24 protein-coding genes are annotated in these 21799 nt (G+C 68.9%); 10 read left to right on the forward strand and 14 right to left on the reverse strand.

Features of this window, described 5'->3' with window-relative positions:
• The first annotated feature begins 47 nt into the window (after positions 1-47).
• Positions 48-1934: a putative bifunctional diguanylate cyclase/phosphodiesterase gene (locus tag V5F74_RS13165; protein ID WP_394008482.1), complete on the forward strand. Its 1887-nt coding sequence runs from the start codon at positions 48-50 to the stop codon at positions 1932-1934.
• A 7-nt stretch (positions 1935-1941) separates the two neighbouring features.
• Here V5F74_RS13165 and V5F74_RS13170 read toward each other — a convergent pair whose 3' ends face one another.
• The gene (locus V5F74_RS13170; RefSeq protein WP_394008484.1) at positions 1942-2517 is read right to left on the reverse strand and encodes a CGNR zinc finger domain-containing protein; all 576 of its coding nucleotides are present in this window, start codon (positions 2515-2517) and stop codon (positions 1942-1944) included.
• A 198-nt stretch (positions 2518-2715) separates the two neighbouring features.
• Between V5F74_RS13170 and V5F74_RS13175 the strand changes: the two genes are divergently transcribed.
• Entirely contained in the window at positions 2716-3618 is a 903-nt protein-coding gene (locus V5F74_RS13175) for an alpha/beta fold hydrolase (protein ID WP_394008486.1), read from the forward strand.
• A gap of 118 nt (positions 3619-3736) precedes the next feature.
• Positions 3737-4723, forward strand: a complete 987-nt coding sequence (locus tag V5F74_RS13180) for an alpha/beta fold hydrolase (RefSeq protein WP_394008918.1) — start codon at positions 3737-3739, stop codon at positions 4721-4723.
• 59 nt (positions 4724-4782) lie between these two features.
• Here V5F74_RS13180 and V5F74_RS13185 read toward each other — a convergent pair whose 3' ends face one another.
• Both V5F74_RS13185 and V5F74_RS13190 read right to left on the reverse strand, forming a co-directional pair.
• Positions 4783-5421, reverse strand: coding sequence for an NrsF family protein (locus tag V5F74_RS13185; RefSeq protein ID WP_250165645.1), 639 nt, complete (start codon positions 5419-5421; stop codon positions 4783-4785).
• The gene (locus tag V5F74_RS13190) at positions 5418-5969 is read right to left on the reverse strand and encodes a sigma-70 family RNA polymerase sigma factor (protein ID WP_394008488.1); all 552 of its coding nucleotides are present in this window, start codon (positions 5967-5969) and stop codon (positions 5418-5420) included. The genes V5F74_RS13185 and V5F74_RS13190 overlap by 4 nt, the downstream gene beginning before the upstream one ends.
• 247 nt (positions 5970-6216) lie before the next feature.
• On the opposite strand from V5F74_RS13190, the gene V5F74_RS13195 reads away from it, so the two are divergent.
• Positions 6217-6486, forward strand: coding sequence for a hypothetical protein (locus tag V5F74_RS13195; protein ID WP_029558842.1), 270 nt, complete (start codon positions 6217-6219; stop codon positions 6484-6486).
• 66 nt (positions 6487-6552) lie between these two features.
• On the opposite strand, the gene V5F74_RS13200 is transcribed toward V5F74_RS13195, so the two are convergent.
• From V5F74_RS13200 to V5F74_RS13210, 3 genes are read right to left on the reverse strand one after another with little or no spacing between them, the layout of a single operon-like run.
• Positions 6553-8577, reverse strand: a complete 2025-nt coding sequence (locus V5F74_RS13200; protein ID WP_394008490.1) for a hypothetical protein — start codon at positions 8575-8577, stop codon at positions 6553-6555.
• Positions 8578-8596: 19 nt separating this feature from the next.
• Positions 8597-9388 (reverse strand): molybdopterin-dependent oxidoreductase, encoded by a 792-nt coding sequence (locus tag V5F74_RS13205; protein WP_029558839.1) that lies wholly within the window; start codon positions 9386-9388, stop codon positions 8597-8599.
• Between the two features lie 14 nt (positions 9389-9402).
• Entirely contained in the window at positions 9403-10044 is a 642-nt protein-coding gene (locus V5F74_RS13210; protein ID WP_245279412.1) for a cytochrome b/b6 domain-containing protein, read from the reverse strand.
• Between the two features lie 140 nt (positions 10045-10184).
• Here V5F74_RS13210 and V5F74_RS13215 point away from each other — a divergent pair, with 140 nt between their 5' ends.
• The gene (locus tag V5F74_RS13215) at positions 10185-10655 is read left to right on the forward strand and encodes a PRC-barrel domain-containing protein (protein ID WP_029558836.1); all 471 of its coding nucleotides are present in this window, start codon (positions 10185-10187) and stop codon (positions 10653-10655) included.
• 16 nt (positions 10656-10671) lie between these two features.
• Here the strand turns inward: V5F74_RS13215 and mtnK are convergent, their stop codons facing one another.
• The 7 genes from mtnK to V5F74_RS13250 form a co-directional block, all read right to left on the reverse strand.
• Entirely contained in the window at positions 10672-11934 is a 1263-nt protein-coding gene (gene mtnK / locus V5F74_RS13220) for an S-methyl-5-thioribose kinase (protein ID WP_038193635.1), read from the reverse strand.
• Between the two features lie 13 nt (positions 11935-11947).
• Positions 11948-12838, reverse strand: coding sequence for a nucleoside phosphorylase (locus V5F74_RS13225; protein WP_029558834.1), 891 nt, complete (start codon positions 12836-12838; stop codon positions 11948-11950).
• Between the two features lie 9 nt (positions 12839-12847).
• Complete coding sequence (locus V5F74_RS13230; RefSeq protein ID WP_029558833.1) at positions 12848-13576, reverse strand: glycosyltransferase family 2 protein; 729 nt, start codon at positions 13574-13576, stop codon at positions 12848-12850.
• Entirely contained in the window at positions 13577-14644 is a 1068-nt protein-coding gene (locus V5F74_RS13235) for a radical SAM protein (protein WP_169124229.1), read from the reverse strand.
• A 38-nt stretch (positions 14645-14682) separates the two neighbouring features.
• On the reverse strand, positions 14683-15501 hold the full coding sequence (locus V5F74_RS13240) for a TIGR04282 family arsenosugar biosynthesis glycosyltransferase (protein ID WP_250165655.1): 819 nt from the start codon (positions 15499-15501) through the stop codon (positions 14683-14685).
• 98 nt (positions 15502-15599) lie between these two features.
• On the reverse strand, positions 15600-16247 hold the full coding sequence (locus tag V5F74_RS13245) for a pyridoxamine 5'-phosphate oxidase family protein (RefSeq protein WP_250165656.1): 648 nt from the start codon (positions 16245-16247) through the stop codon (positions 15600-15602).
• Between the two features lie 139 nt (positions 16248-16386).
• Complete coding sequence (locus V5F74_RS13250) at positions 16387-16950, reverse strand: carboxymuconolactone decarboxylase family protein (protein WP_024278699.1); 564 nt, start codon at positions 16948-16950, stop codon at positions 16387-16389.
• Positions 16951-17081: 131 nt separating this feature from the next.
• Here V5F74_RS13250 and V5F74_RS13255 point away from each other — a divergent pair, with 131 nt between their 5' ends.
• The 5 genes from V5F74_RS13255 (at position 17082) to V5F74_RS13275 (ending at position 21159) form a co-directional block, all read left to right on the forward strand.
• The gene (locus tag V5F74_RS13255) at positions 17082-18029 is read left to right on the forward strand and encodes a LysR family transcriptional regulator (protein WP_394008495.1); all 948 of its coding nucleotides are present in this window, start codon (positions 17082-17084) and stop codon (positions 18027-18029) included.
• A 128-nt stretch (positions 18030-18157) separates the two neighbouring features.
• On the forward strand, positions 18158-19126 hold the full coding sequence (locus tag V5F74_RS13260; RefSeq protein ID WP_394008497.1) for a metallophosphoesterase family protein: 969 nt from the start codon (positions 18158-18160) through the stop codon (positions 19124-19126).
• Positions 19127-19194: 68 nt separating this feature from the next.
• Positions 19195-19542 (forward strand): cupredoxin domain-containing protein, encoded by a 348-nt coding sequence (locus V5F74_RS13265; protein ID WP_038193634.1) that lies wholly within the window; start codon positions 19195-19197, stop codon positions 19540-19542.
• 52 nt (positions 19543-19594) lie between these two features.
• Entirely contained in the window at positions 19595-20332 is a 738-nt protein-coding gene (locus tag V5F74_RS13270) for a sigma-70 family RNA polymerase sigma factor (RefSeq protein WP_038193632.1), read from the forward strand.
• On the forward strand, positions 20329-21159 hold the full coding sequence (locus V5F74_RS13275) for an anti-sigma factor family protein (protein ID WP_029558823.1): 831 nt from the start codon (positions 20329-20331) through the stop codon (positions 21157-21159). The genes V5F74_RS13270 and V5F74_RS13275 overlap by 4 nt, the downstream gene beginning before the upstream one ends.
• Positions 21160-21170: 11 nt before the next feature.
• On the opposite strand, the gene V5F74_RS13280 is transcribed toward V5F74_RS13275, so the two are convergent.
• Positions 21171-21758 (reverse strand): TetR/AcrR family transcriptional regulator, encoded by a 588-nt coding sequence (locus V5F74_RS13280; protein ID WP_394008500.1) that lies wholly within the window; start codon positions 21756-21758, stop codon positions 21171-21173.
• Between the last annotated feature and the right edge of the window lie 41 nt (positions 21759-21799).

Genomic DNA, 21799 nt, shown 5'->3' on the forward strand with positions numbered 1-21799 from the left:
TGCCCGATTTCGCTTGGCCTAAGCTGCTGACGAAAGGGGGAAAAGGGATGAAGTGCCCTCCAATACCTCCGCACGAGAAAGATCGTCTCGCGGCGCTTGATAGCTATGTCCTGGCCGGCCAGGGGTCCGTCGCCGACCTCACGCCATTGGTCGAGATAGCCCTGCGCATCTTCAACGTGCCGATGGCGGCCGTGAACATGATCGGCACCGACAGCGTGTTCTTCGCGGCGAGCGCTGGGTTCGGCGATGATGTTGACAAGCGCCGGGAGGTCTCCTTCTGCGCCCACACCATCCTACAGGGCGCCACCATGGTCGTGCCGGACGCGACCCACGACGAGCGCTTCCACGACAATCCGCTGGTTTCCGGCGCCACCAACATCCGCTTCTATGCCGGCGCACCGCTGCTCTCGGCGGACGGCCACGCCATCGGCGTGCTCTGCATCCTCGATACGGTGCCCTATGACGGCTTCGGCGCCGAGGATCGTGTCCGCCTGAGCGATCTGGCCCACATGGTGATGGATCGGCTGGAGATCCGCCGCCTCGCCATGGCCGCGTCGGCGGGCCGAACGGCGGTGCCCAAGCGGGTGGTGGGGCCGGAGCATCTCGCACACCTCGCCCAGATCGACGCCTTGACCGGTCTGCCCAATCGCCGCCAGTTCTACCGGGCGGTCGAGGCGGCGCTTCTCACCGGCCGGGCCTGCGGACTGCTGATGGTGGACGTGGACGGCTTCAAGGACATCAACAACATCCTCGGCCCTGCCGCGGGCGACGATGTGTTGAGAGCGATCGGCCAGCTTCTGGTCGCCGAGGCATCGACCGGCACCGCCGTCGCGCGCATCGGCGGAGACGAGTTCGCCATGCGGGTCTGCGGGCTGACGGCCGAGGCGGCCAAGCCCTTCGCCCGCCAACTCCTCGCCAAGATATCCGAGCTCGCCCCCATGGGGCACGAAGACATGCGGATCAGTGCAAGCTGCGGCATCGCGCTGTTCCCTCGTGACGCGCAGGAACCGGTGGAGCTGATCGGCGATGCCGACCTCGCGCTCCACGCCGCCAAGGCCGAGGCGACGGCGAACGTCGCGCTCTATTCTCCGGCGCTGCGCAATGATGCGCTGGACCGTCGCCTCTCCAGCATCGATTTGCACCGGGCAGTGGCGAACGGGGAGTTCGTGCTTTTCTATCAGCCGCAGGTGCGCCTGTCGGACGGGGCGCTGGTCGGCGCGGAAGCGCTCATCCGATGGATGCATCCCAGCCGCGGCCTGCTGTCTCCGGCCGCCTTTCTGCCGGCGCTGGAGGGGAGCGCGCTGGCGCCCCAGGTCGGGCGTTGGGTCATCGAGGAGGGGTGCGCCCAGGCGGCCCGTTGGCGACGGCAGGGCGCCGCCGATTTCCGCATGGCCGTCAATCTCTTCGCCTCGCAGTTTCGCACCGGCGATCTGCCCCGCGAGGTGGAGGAGTCGCTGGCGCGGCACGGGTTGCCGCCGGAGGCGCTGGAGCTCGAGATCACCGAGAATATCGTGCTCTCGGACCATTCCACCTCCATCGACGCGTTGACGCGGCTGCGGCAGATGGGTGTCCACATCGCCTTCGACGATTTCGGCACCGGCTATGCGTCGCTCAGCCTGCTGACCCGGTTTCCGGTGAGCTGCATCAAGCTCGATCGCAGCTTCGTTCAGGCCATGCTGCAGGCGCCGCGCGAGGCGGCGGTCATCGCTGCCATTCTCGAGATGGGGCGGGCTCTCGACATGGATGTGATCGCCGAGGGTATCGAGACCGAGGCCGAGCGTGCCTACCTCGCCGCGCGCCATTGTCCGGAAGGGCAGGGCTATCTGTTCGGCCGGCCGATGCCTGCGGAGGAGTTCGAGGCGCGCCTTGGCCAGGCGGCAGCCTTCGTGCCGCAGGGGGCGGCAGAACGGGACGCCGGCCCGCGGGCCTGCTGAGCGGGGCCTATCCCTCAGTGACCGCCGAAGCACGCAGGCGGTGGCTGCGCACCTTGCTGCGGTTGCCGCAGGCGGCCATGGAGCACCAGCGCCGGGTGCCGTTGCGGGCGGTGTCGTAGAAAACGAGGCTGCACTCGGGATTGGCGCAGCGCCGGAGCCGCGCCGGCTCGTGGCGGGCGGCGAAATCGGCAAAATCTGCGGCGATGGTGGGGAGGGGACCAGCGCTTTCGGGCGGGTGCTCCTCCACCACAAGCGCGCCGCCCCGCCACGCAAGGTGCGGCTGGGGTGCGCCCGCCGCCAGCAGGGCGTTGACCAAATCAAGGTCGGCCGGCTTGGGCTTGCTGCCGGTCCTGAGGCATTCGAACAGGCGTGAGAGCGCCTCACGCAATGCGAGGGCCTGCGGCCGCAATGCGGGAGCGGCGTCGGCACCAAGCCCCGCCGCCTTGAGCCAGCGTTGCCAGCCATCCTCGGTGGCCAGGAAATCCCCCAGCGCAGCGGGGGCGGAATTGACGAGATCGATCCACAGGCGACTGCCGAGGAAGGGCATCCCGTCGCGGAAGTCGCTCTCCTGCGGTGTGTTCACACGAACCTCTTCTCTGTCTGCCGCCTGATCCTGCCCGCTGCCGGCGCTGCGTCGGCCAGCGTGTAACCGGAAAGATAGGCGATTACCGGGTGGACACAAGCGCGCACCGCCGACGTAACCTCTTAAAATGATATTGACAGGTTATTTGTGGCATGTAACCCCATAAATGGCTTTAAGCCAGTTACGTGGAGACATCCCATGCATGCCGTCAACACCGCCGCGCGCCCCGGCGCCGGGACCGAGGTCGCCTATCACCGTGCCGCCATCCGGGGGCTCGACATCTTCTACCGGGAGGCCGGCCCGGCCGACGCGCCGGTGGTCGTGCTGCTGCACGGCTTTCCCTCCTCCTCGCACATGTTCCGCAACCTCATTCCCGCGCTCGCCGACCGCTACCGGGTGATCGCCCCCGACTATCCCGGCTTCGGCCAGTCCAGCGCGCCGGCGCCGGAGGCGTTCGCCTACAGCTTCGACACGCTCGCCGACGTGGTTGAGGCGCTGCTCGAAGGGCTCGGCATCCGCCGCTATGCGCTCTACATGCAGGATTACGGCGGTCCGGTGGGCTTCCGGCTCGCGGCTCGGCAGCCCGAGCGGGTGACGGGGCTCATCGTGCAGAATGCGGTGGCGAACCTCGAAGGCTTCCACGCCAATGCCGCCGCCGCCTTCGGCCCCTACTGGACCGACCGCAACGCGGAGACGGAAAAGCCGGTCCGCAGCTTCCTGGCCGCCGAGACCACGCGCTTCCAGTACGAGCATGGCTCGTCCACCCGCGCCGACCGCCTCTCGCCCGATACGTGGACCCACGACCAGGCGCTGCTCGACCGCCCCGGCAACGACCGCATCCAGCTGGAACTGCTCTATCGCTACCAAGACAACGTGGGCGCCTATCCCGCCTTCCAGGCCTATCTGAAGGACCGCCAGCCCAACATTCTGGTGGTGTGGGGCGACAACGACCCCTTCTTCACCGCCGAGGGCCGCGACCTGTTCAAGGCGCTGGTGCCCGCGACCGAGGTGCATGCCTACGACGCCGGCCATTTCGCGCTGGAAACCCACCTGCCGGAGATCTCCGGCGCCATCCGCGGCTTCCTCGCCCGCGTCGCCTGACATCGTTCCCGACAGCGCCGCGCCGGACCATCCGGCGCGGCCGCCCTCCAATGGAGCCAGCCTCGTGCCCCTGACGCTTTCCCCAACTTCGGTGTCGGGACGGATTTCGCTCGCCGCGATGGCCGTCCTCGTCGCCCTGTCGCTGCCGACCCCCACCTCTGCTGCTTCGCCGCCCGCGCCCGCCGCCACGGCGACGGTGCCGGCCGCCCTCTCGCCCACGGTCCATTACCGCTCGAAGAGCATCGCCGGCGTCGAGATCTTCTATCGCGAGGCCGGGCCGGTGGATGCGCCGGTTCTCCTGCTGCTGCACGGCTTTCCCTCGTCCTCGCACATGTTCCGAAACCTCATCCCGCTGCTCGCCGACCGCTACCACGTGATCGCGCCGGACTATCCCGGCTTCGGCCACAGCGGCGTGCCGGACCGCGCGCAGTTCACCTATGGGTTCGCCGCCTTCGCCGATCTCGTGGACAGCCTCATGGGCACCCTCGGGGCCGAGCGCTATGCGCTCTACGTGATGGATTACGGCGCGCCTGTGGGCTACCGGCTGGCGCTCAAGCACCCCGAGCGGGTGACGGCCCTGGTGGTGCAGAACGGCAATGCCTATGAGGATGGCCTGAGCCCCTTCTGGTCGCCGCTCAAGGCCTATTGGGCGGACGGCTCACAGGCCAACCGCGAGGCGCTGCGCGCGGGCCTGACTCCTGAGGCGACCCGCTCGCAATATGTGAACGGCGTCGCCGACGTCTCGCGGATCGATCCCGACACCTGGCTGGTGGATCAGGCGCTGCTCGACCGGCCCGGCGTGGACGAGATCATGCTCGATCTGTTCAAGGATTATGCGAGCAACATCGCCCTCTACCCGCAGTTCCACGCCTTCTTCCGGGAGAAGAAGCCGCCGACGCTCATCGTCTGGGGCGCCAATGACGAGATCTTCCCGGCCGCCGGCGCGCGGGCCTATCTCAGGGATCTGCCGAAGGCGGAGCTTCACCTGCTGAACAGCGGCCACTTCGCCCTGGAAGACAAGGGCGCCGAGATCGCCGTCCTGATGCGCGACTTCCTCGCCCGCTCGCTCCCCGCCACCGCGCCCGGCAAGCCTGCCGCGCGTTGAGGAGAACATGACCCGGCCGCCGTCCGCCTTTTTCGCGCGGGCAGCGGCCGGGTCCGGGCTCACCACTTGAGAAAACGCGGTCCCGTCAGCCAGCCGAAGCCGGTGACGATGGCGAGGCCGGCCGCGTACCAGATGCCCACATAGACCGGCGCATCGTTCACGCAGAAGGACGCATAGGCGAGGGCGCCGATGCCGCCGGCCACGAGGCCGAGCAGCGCCCCGCAATAGTGCAGGTCCGTCGGCGCCGTCTCGCGCAGCACCAGCGTGAGCACCACGAGCGGAATGACCGACAGGAGCGGGATGGCGAGCACGCAGACGAACCAGTCGTTGAACATGGTCGCCATGCCGCTGGTCGCCGGTGTGGCGACGATCTGCATCACCGCGGCGAACCACACCAGCGCCAGCGGAAGGAGGGCGAGGCGGAGCAGCTTGCCGCTCGCCCGTCCGGCCCGCGCCGCCCGGCGCAGCCCGTGCGCGGCGATGGCGACCATCGCGGCGAGGAAGCCGACCTTCAGCACGAAATCGAATGTGCCCATCGCCCGCAACAGGTCCGGCCGCACCCCCAGCGCGAAGATACAGGCGAGAGCCGCAAGGCAGAGCGAGCCGGCCATGGCGAGCGTCAGCAGGCGATCCTGCCGGCCCGGGTCCACCGCCTCGACGCGGGTGGCGAGGAAATCGATGAGGTCGTCGGTGTTCATGGGCGTGCCTCCGACAAAAGGGCAGCAAGCTTCTTCATGCCGCGATGGATTCCGATTTTCACCGCGGCATCGGTCATGCCGATGCGGGCCGCGGCCTCGGCGATGCTGAGGCCCTCGATTTTCACGTATTCGATGGGCAGCCGGAAATGCCGGGGTAGCGTATCCAGCGCCCGGTGCAGTTCCCGCGATGTATCCTCCGCTTCATATCTGTCCACGTCGGCGAGATCGTCCATCTCGTCGATCTGCACGTTGCGTAGCGCCCGCGCGTTGAGGCGCAGGTGGTCGATGAGCTTGTAGCGGGCGATGCCGTAGGTCCAGGCGAGGACGGGCGAGGAGCCATCATAGGTGTGGCGCTTGGTGTGCAGCACCAGAAGGGTGTCCTGCACTAGATCCTCCGCATCGTCCGTCCCGGCACCGCTGCGGCGCAGGCGGTTGCGGAAATAGCTGCGCAGTCGCACGGACACATGCTGCAGAAGCGCCCGGTGCGCCTCGGCATCGCCGGACTGGCTCGCGCGCATCAGCGCTTCCAGGTCGGGTTCTCGGCTCATGAAATTCCCCCTCATGAGCCCGAATTCGCGGGGCGGTGCTGAAAGGTTACACGCGGCGCGATCACGAGGATGCGAGGGTGCCGGGACGTGCCGCGGAGACCTTGGTCCCGACAGTGTTTCGGCAGCGTTGCGTGGAGGATTATCGTGATCTCAAAATCTGTTGAACAGGTCTTTCGAACTGATTGTAACCTGAGAGGTTCGACTTGCGGAATATCCAGCATCAACGCTTCGATACTGGAGAAAATACATGCGTAAGTCGATCCTCTCCCTCGCCGTCCTCGCCTCTGCTCTGGCCCTGGGCACTGCCGCCTTCGCGGACGAGACCGAGACCGCCGTGAACCGCGAGAGCGTGCGCGTCGCCGCCGGCATCACCCACACCGATCCCGCGCCGCTCGGTTATGGTGCGGATACCGGGGTGCACCACGGCTTTGCCGGGGCGCAGAAGCCCGAGCACACCCTTTCCGATGCCGACCGCGCGCTGTTCAAGCTCGGTGATCGCGGCCTCGGCAACAGCTGATCGGGCCTCACAAAAGCCGGCCGCGGTGGTTCTCCATCGCGGCCGGCTTTTCGCGTTTCAGAGGGATCAGCGGGCGACCGTGCTCGCCACATAGATGCGCCACCGCCCGTCCTCTTCCTCTGCCAGCCGATAGAGCGGGCTCAAGGCGAAAGGATCGGCACTCCAGGCGCCATCCTGCGCGGTGACGACGATGGCGCCGCAGCCCAAGGTCCGGCGCAAGGTTGCCACGTCCTCCGCCGTTCCGGTGCCGGCAAAAACCCGGTCGAAGAGCATTGCCGCGTCCACACGCTCGGATGCGGAGAGCGGCGCAAAGGCGAGCGCCATCTCTTGCCCGCCGAAGCAGGAGCGGCGGCGCGACAGGAGCGCCCATGACAGGTTGATGGGCCAGGGCGTCAGCTTCTCCAGCCGCGCCGGATTGCTGGCGATCCGCACCTCCGGCCCAACCGCCCGCCGCACCGCCCGCCACAGCGCCGGATCACCGGCGAAGACGCGGCCGTCCGCGCTCGGTTCACCCGTGATGTTGCGGTGGCCGAGGGCGATTGTGTCCGGCAGTCCGAGGGCGACAAGAGCGAGGCCCGCGGCGAGAAGGACACGGCCCTCCCGAGCGCGCCGTGTCTGCATGGCCCAGAGCAGCGCCATCGACAGCGCCTCCGCGAGAGCAGCGCCCGCGAAGGCCGCCAGCACCAGAACGGCGGGCAGCACCGCGCGCCAGCCCAGATCGTTGTTCTCCCCTGCCGTGCTTTGTAGGGTGGCGCTCACCGCCAGAGCCGCGACGGCCAGCGCCGCCAGCGGGTGCGCGATCTGCCGGGCCGCCCGACCGCCCATGCGCCCGGCGAACACCAGCGCAAGCCCCGCGACGCCAGCGAAGACAATGCCCGGAAACTCCACCGGCAGCAGCACCAGCCAGTAGGCGAGCGGATCGAGCACCGCGCGTGCCGCATCCGGCCATCCCGGCCCCAACACGGGCAGCGGCGTGAGCTGGACGGGAGTTCCACCGCCCCGCGTTGCCGCCGCATGGATTTGCGCCATCAGCAGTGGCGCGACGAGCGCCAGCGCCACCAGCGCCGCACCAGCCAGCGTCGCGAGGAAGCGCAGGCGGCCCTTTGTCGGCCCGGAGAAGGCCACAACCAGCGCCGCCGCCGTCCCAGCCAGCGCGAAGGTGACGCCTCCCACCCACAGGGAGCTGCCGAAGGCCGCTGCTGCGGTGAGCCCGATCATCGCCGCCAGCACTGCCCCTTGCCCGGCACCGGACCCCGCGCGCAACCGCGCCATCAGCAGGACCGCGATCACGCAGGCCGTGGCCGAGGCGACGTGATGCGGGCTCCAGCTCGTCTGGTAGAGGAGCCCGGCGAGGCCCGATGCGGGTTCGAGCGCAAGATCCACCCGCGCCCCGCCGAAGAGCGCCGCCAATACCGGCCGCAGCGAGCCCGCCGATGCGGCGAGGAGCGAGAGGAACGGGGCGGATGAACCGGGGCGCAGGCGGAAGGCGAGCCCAGCGACGAGCGCGAGCGCCGCGAAGCCGGTGAACCAGGTGGCGGCTGCATCTGCCGCCCAGCCGTGTGCGCCGGACAGGAGGGCGAGTTCCGCTGCGCCGAAGTGCCAGAGATAATAATAGGCCACCGTCCCCGCCGCGCCGCCCGCCCCGAACACCGGATTGGCGGGCGGGACGGTGCCGTTCTGCGCGATCTCGTCGATGAGGATGATCTTGGCGTGGTCGTAGATGGGGGAGGCGAGCGCGATGGCGCCATCCGGCATCATCTTCGGCAGCACACCCAGCATCGGCACCAGCGCCAGCAGCCCGGCGACCACGAGCGCGAGGAGCGGAAAGCGCCCACCGGCCGACGCGCGGGGAAGGGCGAGCGCGCACAGGCTCAGCAGCGCCGTCGATCCGATGATGACGACCGGAGAGAGGCCGAACAGATGGGCCACGGCGAGGGCAGCCGGTGTCTGCGTGGCCCATCCGAGCGCAGGCGCCAACGCCAGCGCCGCCGTCCGGCCTTGCCCCAGTCCGCGCGCCAGAAACCAGCCGGGTATTCCCCACAGGACAAGCGCCAGCGGGATGCATAAGAGAAGGCTCGGGAGGGACACCATCAGCGGGCGGCGCCGGCCGTCACAGGCCGGCGAACCAGTTGAAGCCCTGCTTCTCCCAGAAGCCGAGGGGATAGGTGTTGGTGACTTCTATGGCGCGGATCCATTTGGGATTCTTGAAGCCGAGCTTCACCGCCGTGCGCAGCCGCATGGGTGCGCCGAACGGGTCCGTGATGGGCTCGCCGGCATAGTGCGTGGCAAGGATCGTCTGCGGGTGGAGCGCCGAGGCCATGTCGATGCTCTCCATGTAATCGTCATTGCCGTAGAAGGCGATGTACTTCGCCGTGAGGTCCGCGCCGATGCGGGTGAGAAAGTCCCTGAGGTTCGGGCCGGACCACTGGCCGATATAGTCCCAGCCTTCCACGCAGATGTGGCGGATGATCACTTCCTGCTGCGGTAGCGCATTGACGCGGTCCAGCGTCCACGGCCGCTTGTCCTTGACGAGGCCGGAGAGTTCCAGTTGCCAGGTGGAGAGGTCCACCGGCTTCACCTCGTCGATCTCGTAATAGGCGTTGAAGCGCGGCGGCTTCACCACGAGGTCGCGGGAATAGGTGGGGGCGAGCCGCTTCGGGTCGAACAGGGCCGCCTGCACGCCGTCGTTGAAGTCGGAGACGGTTCGAAGAACCCCTTGAACCTCCTCGCGATTGGAGATGTCGCAGCCGGCGAGGAGCGACATCGCGCCCAGACTCAGCGAACCGCGCAGCAGCTTGCGGCGGTCGATGCGCTCGAGGAGGGCGCGGTTCTCCACGAGGAGGCTCTGGTCGGGTCGCGTGATGGAGGCCCGGTTCGGCCGGAAGAAGGAGCGGAGGGACATGGGCTTGCCTCAGGTCAGCGCGAGGGATCGGGCGCGGACGCGCCATCGGCAGGGAGGGTGTCGGGATCGGCAAGACGCGGGCCGCCGGTGAACATGGCGACGAGCGTCTTCGGCACTAGCAATGCGAGGGCCACGTGCACCACCATGAACAGCACGATGGCCGCCATGCCGAGGAAGTGGATCAGCCGCGCCGACTGGAAGCCGCCGAACATCGAGACGAGCCCGGAAAACTGCACCGGCTTCCAGATGGCGAGGCCGGAGGCCACCTGCACCACGATGATGGTGATGACCCCCACATAGAGCAGCTTCTGCACCGCGTTGTAGTGGGTGAGATCCTGGTGCTTCAGGCGAAAGGTCAGGGCGGCGACAGCCTCGGCGATCACCTCGCGGGGGCGGATGGGGAAGAACAGGCGGGCAAAACGGCCCGTCGCGATGCCGTAGGCGAGATAGGCGAGGCCGTTCAGCACCAGCACCCACATGCCGAAGAAGTGCCATTGCAAGGCGTGCTGCGCCCACACGCCGAGCACGATCGCCTGCGGGAAGTGCAGGAAGCCGAAGATCACCTCGTCATTGTAGATCTTCCAGCCGCTGCCGATCATGACGATCATGGCGATGGCGTTGGTCCAGTGCATGATCCGCAAGGCAAGCGGATGCATGCGTCTTGATGTGTGTTCTTTCATGTGCATCGCTTTCGTTCCGGATTTTGCGTATTTATTTTTGTATCTTGTAATAAATATTGACCGAGATTCGTATATGACGATGTATATCGTCAGATAAAAACTCTTGGAGTCTTTGCATGAACCCCATTCGTCCTGTTCTGGCGCTCGCCCTCGTCCTCGGTGCGACCGGCATCGGCGCGCCGGCCTTCGCGGGCGGTCCGCCCCACGCCAACACCCAGACCGCGCCGGGGGACGATGACCTCACCCCCGCCGAGCGGATGGCCGAGCGCTTTCCCCAGAAGGTGCGGGTGGGCGATCTCGTGGGCCTGCCGCTGCTCGATTTCGACGACCGCACGCTGGGCTTCGTCACCGAGGTGGCGCGCACGCCGGAGGGCGGCATCGTGCTCGTGGTGCCGGTGGGCGGCTGGTTCGGCCACGGCGGCCGGCCAGTGCCGGTGCCCCTCGAGACGGTGGCGATCCTCGGCCGGCAGATCGCGCTTCTGGACATCCCGCGCGACGACCTGCCGAAGCTCGCCTCCTGGACGCCCGCTGCCGGCCAGAGCGTGCCGCCGGACGACATCATCCGCATCGCCATCACCCGGCGCTGATTGGGAAGGGGCGCGGTCATGGCCGCGCCCTTTGCGTTTCCGCCAGCAGGTTCGCCGCCTCGATGGACGGGATCTGCCGCCGGTTCAGCGCCAGGTGCCGGCCGAAGGCGAGGGTGCGGCGTTCCAGCCGCCCGCGCAGGCCGATGTCCGCGATCGTCTCGAACTCGGCAATATGGGCAAGGCCCAGAATACGGCGGCTGATCTCCATGCCGGCGAAGCCAAGAGCATCCTGCCACACGGAAGCCAGATGGGTCGCAAGCGCCACCTTCGTGCCGGCCTCGTCCCCCTGAGCATCGAACAGGTCGGAGCCGCCGAGGATGCCGGTGCGCTCGTGCGCCCAGAGGCGAGAGAATTCCGCCTCGAAGGTCCGCCACAGGATGCCGGCGGTGGCCAGCAGGAATTCGCAATAGGCGCCCGCCGCCCGCGCATCGGCGCGGTGGCCCTCCTGCGCGAAGGCGGCCATCCAGAGGTTGGCCAGGCACACGCCCACATCGAAGCCCATGGGGCCGTAGAGGGCGAACTCGGCGTCGATCACCCGCGTGTCGGTGGGCGTCGCCATCACCGATCCGGTGTGCAGGTCGCCGTGCAGCAGTGTCTCGGCGCAGGTCGCAAAGCGCGCCTTCATCTCCACAGCCGCGAGCTTCAACGGGCGGTCGGCGCGGAAGGCGCTCGCGATGTCGTCGAGCCCCGGCGTGTGCCGGTTGAGGGGGGCGGCTTTGAACGGGTCGGAGAAGACCAGTTCCTCGGTAATGCCGGCGAGTTCCGCATTGCCCGCGAACAGGGCGAGGTCGGCCTTGCGCGCCGTCGTGGGCATGGACCAGTCCGAGCCCCGGAAGAGCGTGCGGGCGAGGTAGAGCCCGAGGTGGGTGCCGAGCAGGGGCAGTTCCTCCCCCGCCATGAAGGCGCGGCGGGCCACCTTGTGCGGGGTCAGGTGCTCCATGGCGAGCATCGCCTGGGCGGGATCGAAGAAGAGGAGCTCCGGCGTCCGGCCGGGATCGCGCGCGCCGAGACGCGACAGCGCCTCGTGCTCGAAGAAGGCGCGGTCGAGGGACATGGGCCAGCTCTCGCCCACCACGCGGGCATAGGGCAGCGCCTGCTTCACCACGACGGAGCCCTTCGGCCCCTCGACGATGAAGACGAGGTTCAGGTTGCCGTCCCCCACTTCCCGCACCTGCCAGGCCTCGGCCGGGCCGAGCCGGTCCAGAAGCTCCGGCCGTCCGCCGAGGCGGCGCGGCAGGCTCGATGCGTCGAGGGCGAGATAGGCGGTGCGGTCGAGCATCGGGGCCGGCCTCTCAGCGGGGGTGAACGGTTTGGGCGCAGTGCGCCATCCAGGCGGTGGCGAAGCCGGCGGCGAGGGCGATGGAGCGGGAGGCGCCGTTGTGGTCGCCCTTCTCGAAGTCGCCATGTACCCGGCCGAGCTGGTTGGTGACGTGGGCGAGGCACAGCACCGGCTTTCCTTGCGCGTGGGCGAAGGCGTAGAGCGCGGCCGCCTCCATCTCCACCGCCAGCAGGCCCTCGGCCTTGCGGCGGGCGATGGCCGTCTCGGTCTCGCGGAAGGGGGCGTCGGTGGTCCAGGTGGCGCCGGTCAGCACCGGTCCTACCGCCTCGCTGCAGGCGGCGCGGGCGATGGTGATCACCTCCGGGTTCGCCGGGGCGAAGGGGGCGGGCGGCAGATAGTGGTAGCTCGTGCCCTCGTCGCGCAGGGCCCGGTCGATGATGATGTGGTAGGAGGGCGGCGCGTGCTCGGCGATCTGCCCGGCGGAGGCCACCGAGATCAAAAGCTCGCAGCCGCAGACGAAGGCCTGCTCCGCCACCAGCACGGAGAAGGACGCCCCCACCGCATAGCCGACGATGCCGAAGGAGAGGCCCTCCGCCTCCCACGTCCACATGTCCGTGTGGTAGCAGGCCCAGTAGGGCGAGCGGACGGCGCCGAAATGTGCGCGCACATAGTCCACCATGTCGCCGTCGGGATCGAGCAGCACCACGCGCGGCACCGGGCCAGCGTCGAGCCCTTTCTGGCGGCGGGCCTCGCGCATCATGTTCTCGGGCCGGAACACCGATGGCGCGCGATGGTCCGCCCGCTCGATCAGTGGCAGGAAACCGGAAGGCAGGAAACCGGAGGGTACAGGCACGGCGCGCATGCGCGAGATGTCGTCGGCTTCGTCGAGAGGCTGCAGCAGCATGGCGATCACTCACATCTTGTTCGGCGCGACGGCGGGCGCGGCGCTCTGGGTCGCGACCCGCAGGAAGGTGGAGACGATGCGGGTGCCGGCGGTCAGGGTGGTGGAGAGGTTGCCGGCGACCTTGGAGACGCCGCCTCTGCGGCGGCGATAGGCGACGGGAATCTCGACGATGGCGAGCCCGGCGCGGGCGGCGCGCATCTGCATCTCGATGTTCCAGCCATAGGTCAGTTCGCGCATGCCGAGCCCGACCAGCGCCTCGCGGCGGATGGCGCGGAAGGTGCACATGTCCGAATAGGCGACGCCGTAGAGCGCGCGGATGCCGAAGCCCGCCGCGCGCCCCGCCGCCACCTGGTGCCAGGCCATGGCGCCGGGCTCGCGCACGCCGCGGGTGCGGGACGCGATGGCGAAGTCGGCCTTGCCCTCGGCGAGCGGCCTGAGCAGCGCCGGCAGGAAAGCCGGATCATCCGCGCCGTCCGCATCCATGAAGGCGATGATGTCGGCGTCGCGGGCCTCGCACACGCCTTCAAGGCAGGCGCGGCCGAAGCCGCGGCCTGAGGCGAGCACGGTGGCCCCCGCCGCCGCCGCGATTTCCTGCGTGCCGTCGGTGGAGCCGCCATCGGCGACCACCACGAGATCAACAACGCCGGTGGGAATCTCCGCGAGCGTCGCGGCGATGGCCTCGGCCTCGTTCAGCGTCGGGATGACGAGGGCGACCCTCGGAGCGCCTGCGCGGGCCATCTACAGGCTCCAGCGCAGGCCGCAATTGGCACAGGCGGCCGGCGGCGTTTCGGAGAGGAGGCCGGCGCGGAACGCCTTGTAGGCATCGCCGTGCCAGATGTCGGAGAGGGACTGGGTCGTCGCGTCGCCCAGCGTGTAATTCTCGTAGCCGCGCTGGGAGAAGGGCGCGATGCAGCAGGGCAGGGCCCGTCCGTTGGCGGTGAAGTACATCACCGTCCAGGGCCGCCGGCACATGGACCAGGGCGAGCCCTCCTCCGGCCGTTTCAGGCTCATGCCCGGCTCGGAGGCCGCGCCGGAGGCGGAGAAGACCATCCCCAGCTCCGCCGCCACCCGCGCCGCCTCGGCGATATAGGCGGCTTCATCGGTGTTGATCTGCTCGTAGAGCGCCTGATCCGGGCGGGCGCGGCCGATGGCTTCCTGTTCGAAGAAGACGAGGCGTTGGAGATAGACTTCCCGCACCCCCAGCTCCGCCGCCACGCGGACGAAGTCCGGTAGTTCGGAGATGGTCTCCTTGAGGCCCGTCAGCCAGGCGGAGACGCGGGGATTGGTGTGGCCCTCGCGCTCCTGAAGGTCGCGGAAGGCGCGGACGTTCTTCAGGATGCGGTCGAAATAGTTCTTGCCGCGGATGGCGCGGTAGGAATGGGCGTTGGCGGCATCGAGGGAAACGCGCAGTTCGTCGAGGCCGGCGGCGATCATGGCGCGGCCGTTCTTCTCGGTCAGCACCGTGCCGTTGGTGTTGAACAGCACATAGGTGCCGCGATCCTTGAGGTAGCGGACCATGCGGTCGAGGTCGGGCACCAGCATGGGCTCGCCGACGCCGTGCAGCACGCAGCGTTCGAGATCGGGGATCTGGTCCACGATGGAGGTGAACAGCTCCCAGCTCATGTCCGCCGGCGGCTCAAGCTCCTCATAGGTGCGCGGGCAGGTGGTGCAGAGCAGGTTGCAGCGGTTCGTGGTCTCCAGATAGAGGCACACCGGCTTTCGGACCGGCACGCTGGTGCGGTCCGTTTCCGCCCGCTCGAAATAGCGGCGGGAGACGGCGGGCGCGCCGGGGGTGAGAGCGTTCATCGTCAAGATCCGTTGCTGGAAGGGGGAGGCGGCCGCGATCAGGACGCGCGGCGGCAGGGAGGATCGATGTCGGCCACGGGCAGGCCGAGCCGTTCCGCGAGGTGTTCGTGGCTGAGAAGGCGCCGGAGCAGCTCCGCGCTGTTGCGCGCCGCGCCGCGGGCGAGGGGCACATTGCCGAAGGGCACGCCGGCGATCAGTTCGCCATGGAGCAGGCGCAGCGCGTGGGCATCGTCCACGTCATACCAGGGCGGCAGTACATGGACGGGAAGGTCGATCTCGGCGGCGCGCGCCAGCGTCTGCTCGAAGACGCGCTCGGTACTCCAGTCGATGTCCGCGAACAGGTGCCAGTGCGGCGCCTTCAGGCCGAGCACGTAATAGCCGCCGTCCGTGGACGGGCCGAGCACGGCGCGGTCGCCGGGCTGGGCGAGCACGTCGGCAAGTTCCGCGAGAAGGGCAGGGGGCAGCGTCGGGCTGTCAGCATTCAACACCGCTGCCGCCGGATGTCCGAGGGCGAAGAGGTGGGCGAGGGTCATCGTGAGGCAGGCGCCGAAGCCGGGGGCTACCGCCTCCATCCGCCCGACGCCCGGCGGCAGCACGGCATCAAAGAAATGCGCGGCTCCTGCGGGCCCATAGGCGACATAGGCCGAGACCGGCGCCATTCGTCCGGCGGCGAGGATGTTGCCCACGATGTCCTGGATGAAGGCGGTGTTGAACGCCGCCGCCTCCGTGGGATCGAGCGGCGGGCAGAGCCGCGTCTTGGTGCGTCCGGGCGCCGACGCCTTCGCCATCACGGCGATGGCGCACAGGTCTCCAGACCCCGGGGCGCGTGTGCGCACGCCCTCGCGCAGGTCGATCATGGCTCGTCCCCGTTCCGGTTTTGCTTGTCTGTGAGTGAATTCGCGGCGGAAGCGGCCCCCGTTACGCCGTTCACGAACGAGTGAACGGGGGATTTGCTTCACACGCCTGCGGCGTCGCCCGCGCCGACAAGGCCGCGCAGGCGCGTGACCTCCATCTCCAGCGCGGCGATGCGCGCCTCACGCTCCTGCAGGGCGGCTGCGACGAGCGCGGCGTCGATCTTCTGCGGGATGTGCTGCGGGCAGTTGATGTCCCACGCGGTTACGTGGAACAGCAGGGCGCGCTCGGGAATGGCGCCGTAGTCCTCCGGCATCAGGCGCGCCACGAGGTCCGCATCTCCCTCCACCATGGAGAGTTCGCCCCACACCTTGATGCGGCGGCGGTGGGTGTAATCCATCAGGAACAGGAAGGCCTTCGGGTTTTCCGAGACATTGCCGACCGTGATGTACTGCCGGTTGCCGCTGAAATCCGCCATGCCGAGGGTGCGCGCGTCCAGCACGCGGATGAAGCCCTTCGGCCCGCCGCGATGCTGCACATAGGGCTGGCCGGCCGCGTTCGCGGTGGCGAGGAAGGCGGTGTCGATGCCGCCGAGGAACTGCACGAAATCCGGCGTCAGCTCTGTGCGGAAGCCGCCGCGCGCCTCGACGCGGGCATAGGCCTGGCGCGAGCCGCGCGCCTGCTGCGCCGCCTTCACCGCCGCCGTGAAGGCGACATCGCTGGAGGGCGTGATTGCAAGGGGTTCGGACATGGCAGCCTCCTTCGGAAAACACGAGGTGCCGGGCCCCCGGAGGGGCCCGGCTGTGAGGCTTCGGCTGGCACTCGCCTGTGCTCCGCCGTTTGAGGGGCGGTTCGTCCGGCGGAGCGCGTTCGGATGCCGGCCGCAGGCCTCAGGCGGCCCGCGGCGTGCCGGAGCGCACCACGGGAAAGTCGATCTCGGTGCCGGCGACGTTGTTGAGGTAGTTGGTGAAGATGTTCACGGCGACATGCGCCACCACTTCCACCAGCGCGCCGTCGTCGAGGCCGGCAGCGCGGGCGGCGGCAAGGTCCGCATCGCTCACCTGGCCGCGCTTGGCGACCACCGCGCGGGCGAAGGCGAGGGCGCCTTCCGCCTTGCTGTCCGCCGCGCGACCGGCGCGGGCGAGGGTGATATCGGCGTCGGAGAGGCCGGCGCCCTTGCCGATGAGGCTGTGGGCGGAGAGGCAATAGTCGCAGCCGTTCACCTCGGCGACAGCGATGGCGAGGCTTTCGCGCGTCTTCGCCGGCAGTGCGCCAGAGCCCAGCGCGCCGGACAGGCCGATGAGGCCTTCCAGAGCGGCGGGGGCGTTGGCGGCGACCTTGAACAGGTTCGGCGTGGCGCCGAACTTCGCCTGGACGGCGGAGAGCAGGTCCTTCGCCTTGCCGGTGGTGGTGGCGGGGTCGAGGGCCGGGATGCGGCTGGAAGAGTGGTTCACGGGGGCGCCTTTCGCGTTTCGCTTCGGGCCGGCGTTTGTTCGCGGCTCGGTGAGGAATAGCTAGGGCTTCCCGCTCTTGTGCAGAATGGCTATAATCTGAAAGCTATTGTTTCACTTTCTGAAATTGAGTGATGGACCGCATCGACGCCATGACCGCCTTCGTCGCCGCGCTGGACGAAGGGAGCCTTGCCGGCGCGGCGCGGCGGCTCGGGCGCTCGCCGGCGGCCATCACGCGGGCAGTGGCGCTGCTAGAGGAACGGCTGGGCACGCGCCTCCTCCACCGCACCACGCGCGCGCTGCACCTCACCAAGGCGGGCGAACGCTATCTCGCCGCCTGCCGCGCCATTCTCGCCGAACTCGCCGAGGCGGATCAGCTCGCAGCGGGGGAACGGACCGATCCGCGCGGCCTCCTCTCCATCACAGCGCCCGTCACCTTCGGCCGGCTGCATGTGGCGCCGCTGGTGGAGGACCTCCTGGAGGCAAACCCGAAGCTGGAAGCGCGCCTGCTGCTGGTGGATCGCGTGGTGAGCCTCATTGACGAAGGCCACGACGCGGCGGTGCGCATCGGCCATCTGCCGGATTCCAGCCTCGTCGCGACACGGGTGGGGGAGGTGCGCCGCGTGGTCTGCGCCAGCCCCGCCTATCTCGCCGCCCATGGCGTGCCGCTCGTACCGGCGGACCTCGCCGGCCACCGGATCGTCTCCTTCTCCCAGATCACCGACAATTCCATCTGGAGCTTCGCGCCCGGTCCCGGCGGCGGCTCGCGCAAGCAGGTGACGGTACGCCCGCATTATGTGGTCAACGGCGCCGAGGCGGCCATTGATGCCGCCGTGCGCGGCCGTGGCATCACGCGGGTGCTCTCCTATCAGGTGGAGGAGGCGGTGGCGGCCGGGCGCCTCGCATTACTGCTGGAGGAGTATGAAGGCCCACCCTTGCCGGTGGCGATCGTCTATCCCGAGGCGCGCCTGCCGGCGGCGAAGCTGCGGGCCTTCGTGACGTTCACCGTGCCCCGCCTGCGAAGCCGGCTCGCCGCTTTGCCGGTGTCATCCGCCGCAAAAAATCTCTCCGGTCGGGAATAAACCGGCGCGCTCCCCGGTCTTGGCCCATGTGGGACGCCCTGAGGCGACGCCCACGCCTCGGCCGGCGCCGCCCCTAACGGGCGCGCGGTCGCAGCGCCGGCAGCACCCGGCGCCATGCGGAGAGATCCATGAGCAGACACGAACGGCCGTCGTCCGAGACCGCCCCCCGCCCTGACGCCGACGGCATTGACCGGCGCGGCTTCCTTGAGTGCATGACCTGGGCCGGCACCGGCATTCTGTGGTCCATGTCCGGCGGCGTCGCGAGCGGCGTCGGTCTCGGGCGCGCGCTCGCGGCCGAGCCGGTGAAGACGCTGACCTTCCTGCAGATTTCCGACAGCCATGTGGGCTTCGACAAGGCCGCCAATCCGGACGCGCTGGGCACGCTGCGGGAGGCGGTGGCCCGCATCCGCACACTGAAGGAGAAGCCCGCCTTCATGATCCACACCGGCGACATCAGCCACCTGTCCAAGGACAAGGAATTCGACGACGCCGACCAGATCATCAAGGAGGCCGGCATCCCCGTCTTCTACGTGCCGGGCGAGCACGACCTGCTCGATGACGGCCAGGGCAAGGCCTATCTCGACCGCTACGGCAAGGGCGCGAAGGGCGCTGGCTGGTACAGCTACGACCATGCCGGCGTGCATTTCATCGCGCTCGTGAACGTGGTGAACCTGAAGGCTGGCGGCCTCGGCAATCTCGGCACCGAGCAGCTGGAATGGCTGGAGAATGACATCGCCGGCCTGCCGTCCTCGATGCCCCTCGTGGTGTTCGCCCACATTCCGCTCTGGACCGTCTATCCCGAATGGGGCTGGGGCACCGCCGATGGGCTGGAGGCCCTGTCCTATCTGAAAAGGTTCGGCTCCGTGACGGTGCTCAACGGGCACATCCATCAGGTGATGCGGAAGGTGGAGGGCAACGTCTCCTTCCACACCGCACGGTCCACGGCCTTCCCGCAGCCCGCCCCCGGCACCGCGCCTTCGCCTGGGCCGCTGAAGCTGCCGGCGGGCGAGCTGAAGAAAAATCTCGGTATCGCGACGGTCAACTTCGTCCGCGGCTCCGAGCCGCTCGCCATCATCGACACGCCGCTCGAAGGCTGAGCCGCCCCCGTCGCCCTTCATCCGTCATGGCCGGCTGCGGCCGGCGTCATCCGCCAGGAGCTTCATCCGTGAAACGACCGCGTCTTCCCCTTCCGCCGCAGGTTGCGGCGCTCGCCATCTGTCTTGCCCTCGGTGCCCTCGCGACGCCGGCCGCTGCCGAGGAGGTCACAGTCAGCATCGACAATTTTACCTTCACGCCGGCCGAAGTCACCGTCACGCCGGGCACCACTGTGACCTGGATCAACAACGACGATATTCCCCACACGGTGGTGGATAAAAAGCAGGCCTTCCGGTCGAAGGCTCTCGATACGGAAGGCAAATTCTCCTTCACCTTCACGAATGCGGGAGATTACTCGTATTTCTGTTCCCTTCACCCGCACATGGTCGGAAAGGTCATCGTGAAAGCGGGCGGCTGATGCCCGGTCCGGGGCGGCTGCGGCCGCCCCCTCCATCCGGAACGGACATGGAATGATCTCGATTGCGACCTTCCCGCTTGCAGGCGGGTGGCGGGGCGCCGGCGCGGGCGGCAGGCGCGGCGTCATCGCCGCTGTCGCCGACGCTGTGCGCGCGCTCTTCGCCGTGGCTGCGGCATCGGTGGAGGGCGCCGCCGGGCGCACCGAGGAGGCGCGGCCCGGTCGTCCGCTGACCGCGACGGAGGCGGCGCACTTCCGCGCCAGCATGCTGCCGCATCTCGACGCCGCCTATACGCTGGCCCGCTATCTCACCCGCGATGCGGATGCCGCGCAGGATATCGTGCAGGACGCCTATCTGCGCGCCTATCGCGCTTTCGCCGATTTCAAGGGCGGCAGCGCCCGGGCCTGGCTGCTCGCCATCGTGCGCAACTGCCACCTCACCTGGCGCGACCACCGACGCCGCGAGATGCAGCGCCGCGCGCCGGACGCGGTGGCCACAGAAGACGGCGGCGACGCGGACGACGCGCTCGATCTGCTGGTGGACGGCGAGACGCCGGAAACCATCCTGCTGCGCCGTTCGCAGGCGGATCGGGTGCGCGGCACGCTCGAACTGTTGCCCGAGCCCCTGCGCGAGGTGCTGGTGCTGCGCGAGCTGGATGAACTCTCCTATCGCGAGATCGCCGACGTCGCGGGCGTGCCGGTGGGCACCGTCATGTCGCGCCTGTCCCGCGCGCGGCGCCATTTCGCCGATCTGTGGGAGCGCGTCGCCGCCGGGCCGGAGGCGCTACGATGAGCGAAGGTCCGGATCGCACACCGGAGCCCTGCGCCGACTGGGACACGCGGCTCAATTCCTACCTCGACGGAGAACTCGACGCCGTCCACGTCCTGGAGGTGGAGCGGCATCTTGCATCCTGTCTGGCCTGCGCCGCGCACCTGCGGGGGCTGGAAAACACGCACACGCTCCTCGCCTCCGGGCAGGCCCGCTGGCCGGTGCCGGAGGGGCTGCGCGAGAGCGTGGTCGCTGCCCTCGCGGGGGAGGCGGCCCATGCCGCGCCGGCGGCGGGCTGGAGCCCGGCGGCGCTGTGGCGCCGCCTGTGGGGCGATGCGGGGCGCACCGTGATACGCGAACGGGTCGCGCGGTGGAGCCTCGTGCCCTCCCTCGCGGTGCTGGCCGTGGCTCTCGTCATCGCCGTGCTGCCACCGCGCGGGGGCGCCCTGGAGGACGAACTGGTCGCTGGCCATGTCCGATCCCTGCTCGCCGATCATCTCACTGACGTGGCCTCGTCCAACCAGCACACGGTGAAGCCGTGGTTCGGCGGCCGCATCGATTTCTCCCCACCGGTGGTGGACCTTGCTGCGCGTGGGTTTCCGCTGGTGGGTGGGCGGCTCGATTATGTGGGGGGACGGGTGGTCGCGGCGCTCGTCTATCGCCGCAATGGCCATGTCATCAACGTCTTCGTCTGGCCGGGCGCATCCGGCGCACACACGGTGAAGGGCCGCGACGGCTACACGCTCATGGGCTGGAGCGAGGCGGGGCTGTCCTATTGGGCGGTGTCTGACCTTAATCCGGTGGAGCTGAAGGAGTTTCAGGAGGACTTCACCGAGGCGCTGCCGAAATAGCGCGCGCGTCCTCACGGATCGAGGGCTGCAAGAGCCGGCTTCACCACCCCTTCCAGCAGCTCACGACCGGGCTGCAGGCGCGCCAGCACCCGGAGACCAAGGTGGACGCCGAGGAGCATCCGCGCCAGTTCCTGCGCGGTCTCCCGGCTCTGGATCGTGCCGTCCGTGCGGCCGGCCTCGATGCGGCGGGTGAGGAAGGCCTCCACCTCGCCGAGGGAGGCGAGCGCGGCGGCGCGCAGTTCGGGGTCGTGCGGCCCCATCTCCACCGCCGCGTTCACCACGAAACAGCCCTTCATCTCGGGATCGTCCAAGGCGCGCTCCAGCGTCTCCCGGAAGAAGGTGGCGATGGCGTCGCGCGGGGCCATGTCGGGCGCCTCCAGCCGGCGGATGCGTTCCGCCATGCTGTGGCTGGCGTAGCGCTCCAGCGCCTTCTCATAGAGCGTACGCTTGTCGCCAAAGGCGTTGTAGAGGCTGGCGCCGGTGAGGCCCATGGAGGAGGCGAGATCGCGCACGGAGGTGGCCTCGTAGCCGCGGGTCCAGAAACAGCGCAGCGCCGCGTCCAATACCTCGCCCTCGTTGAACGCCCTCGGCCGCGCCATGATACGTTGTCTTTCCCGCGTCTTTCCGCGACGCCCGGCAC

The sequence above is a fragment of the Xanthobacter aminoxidans genome (assembly GCF_043193615.1).
GTDB classification, from domain to species: domain Bacteria; phylum Pseudomonadota; class Alphaproteobacteria; order Rhizobiales; family Xanthobacteraceae; genus Xanthobacter; species Xanthobacter aminoxidans.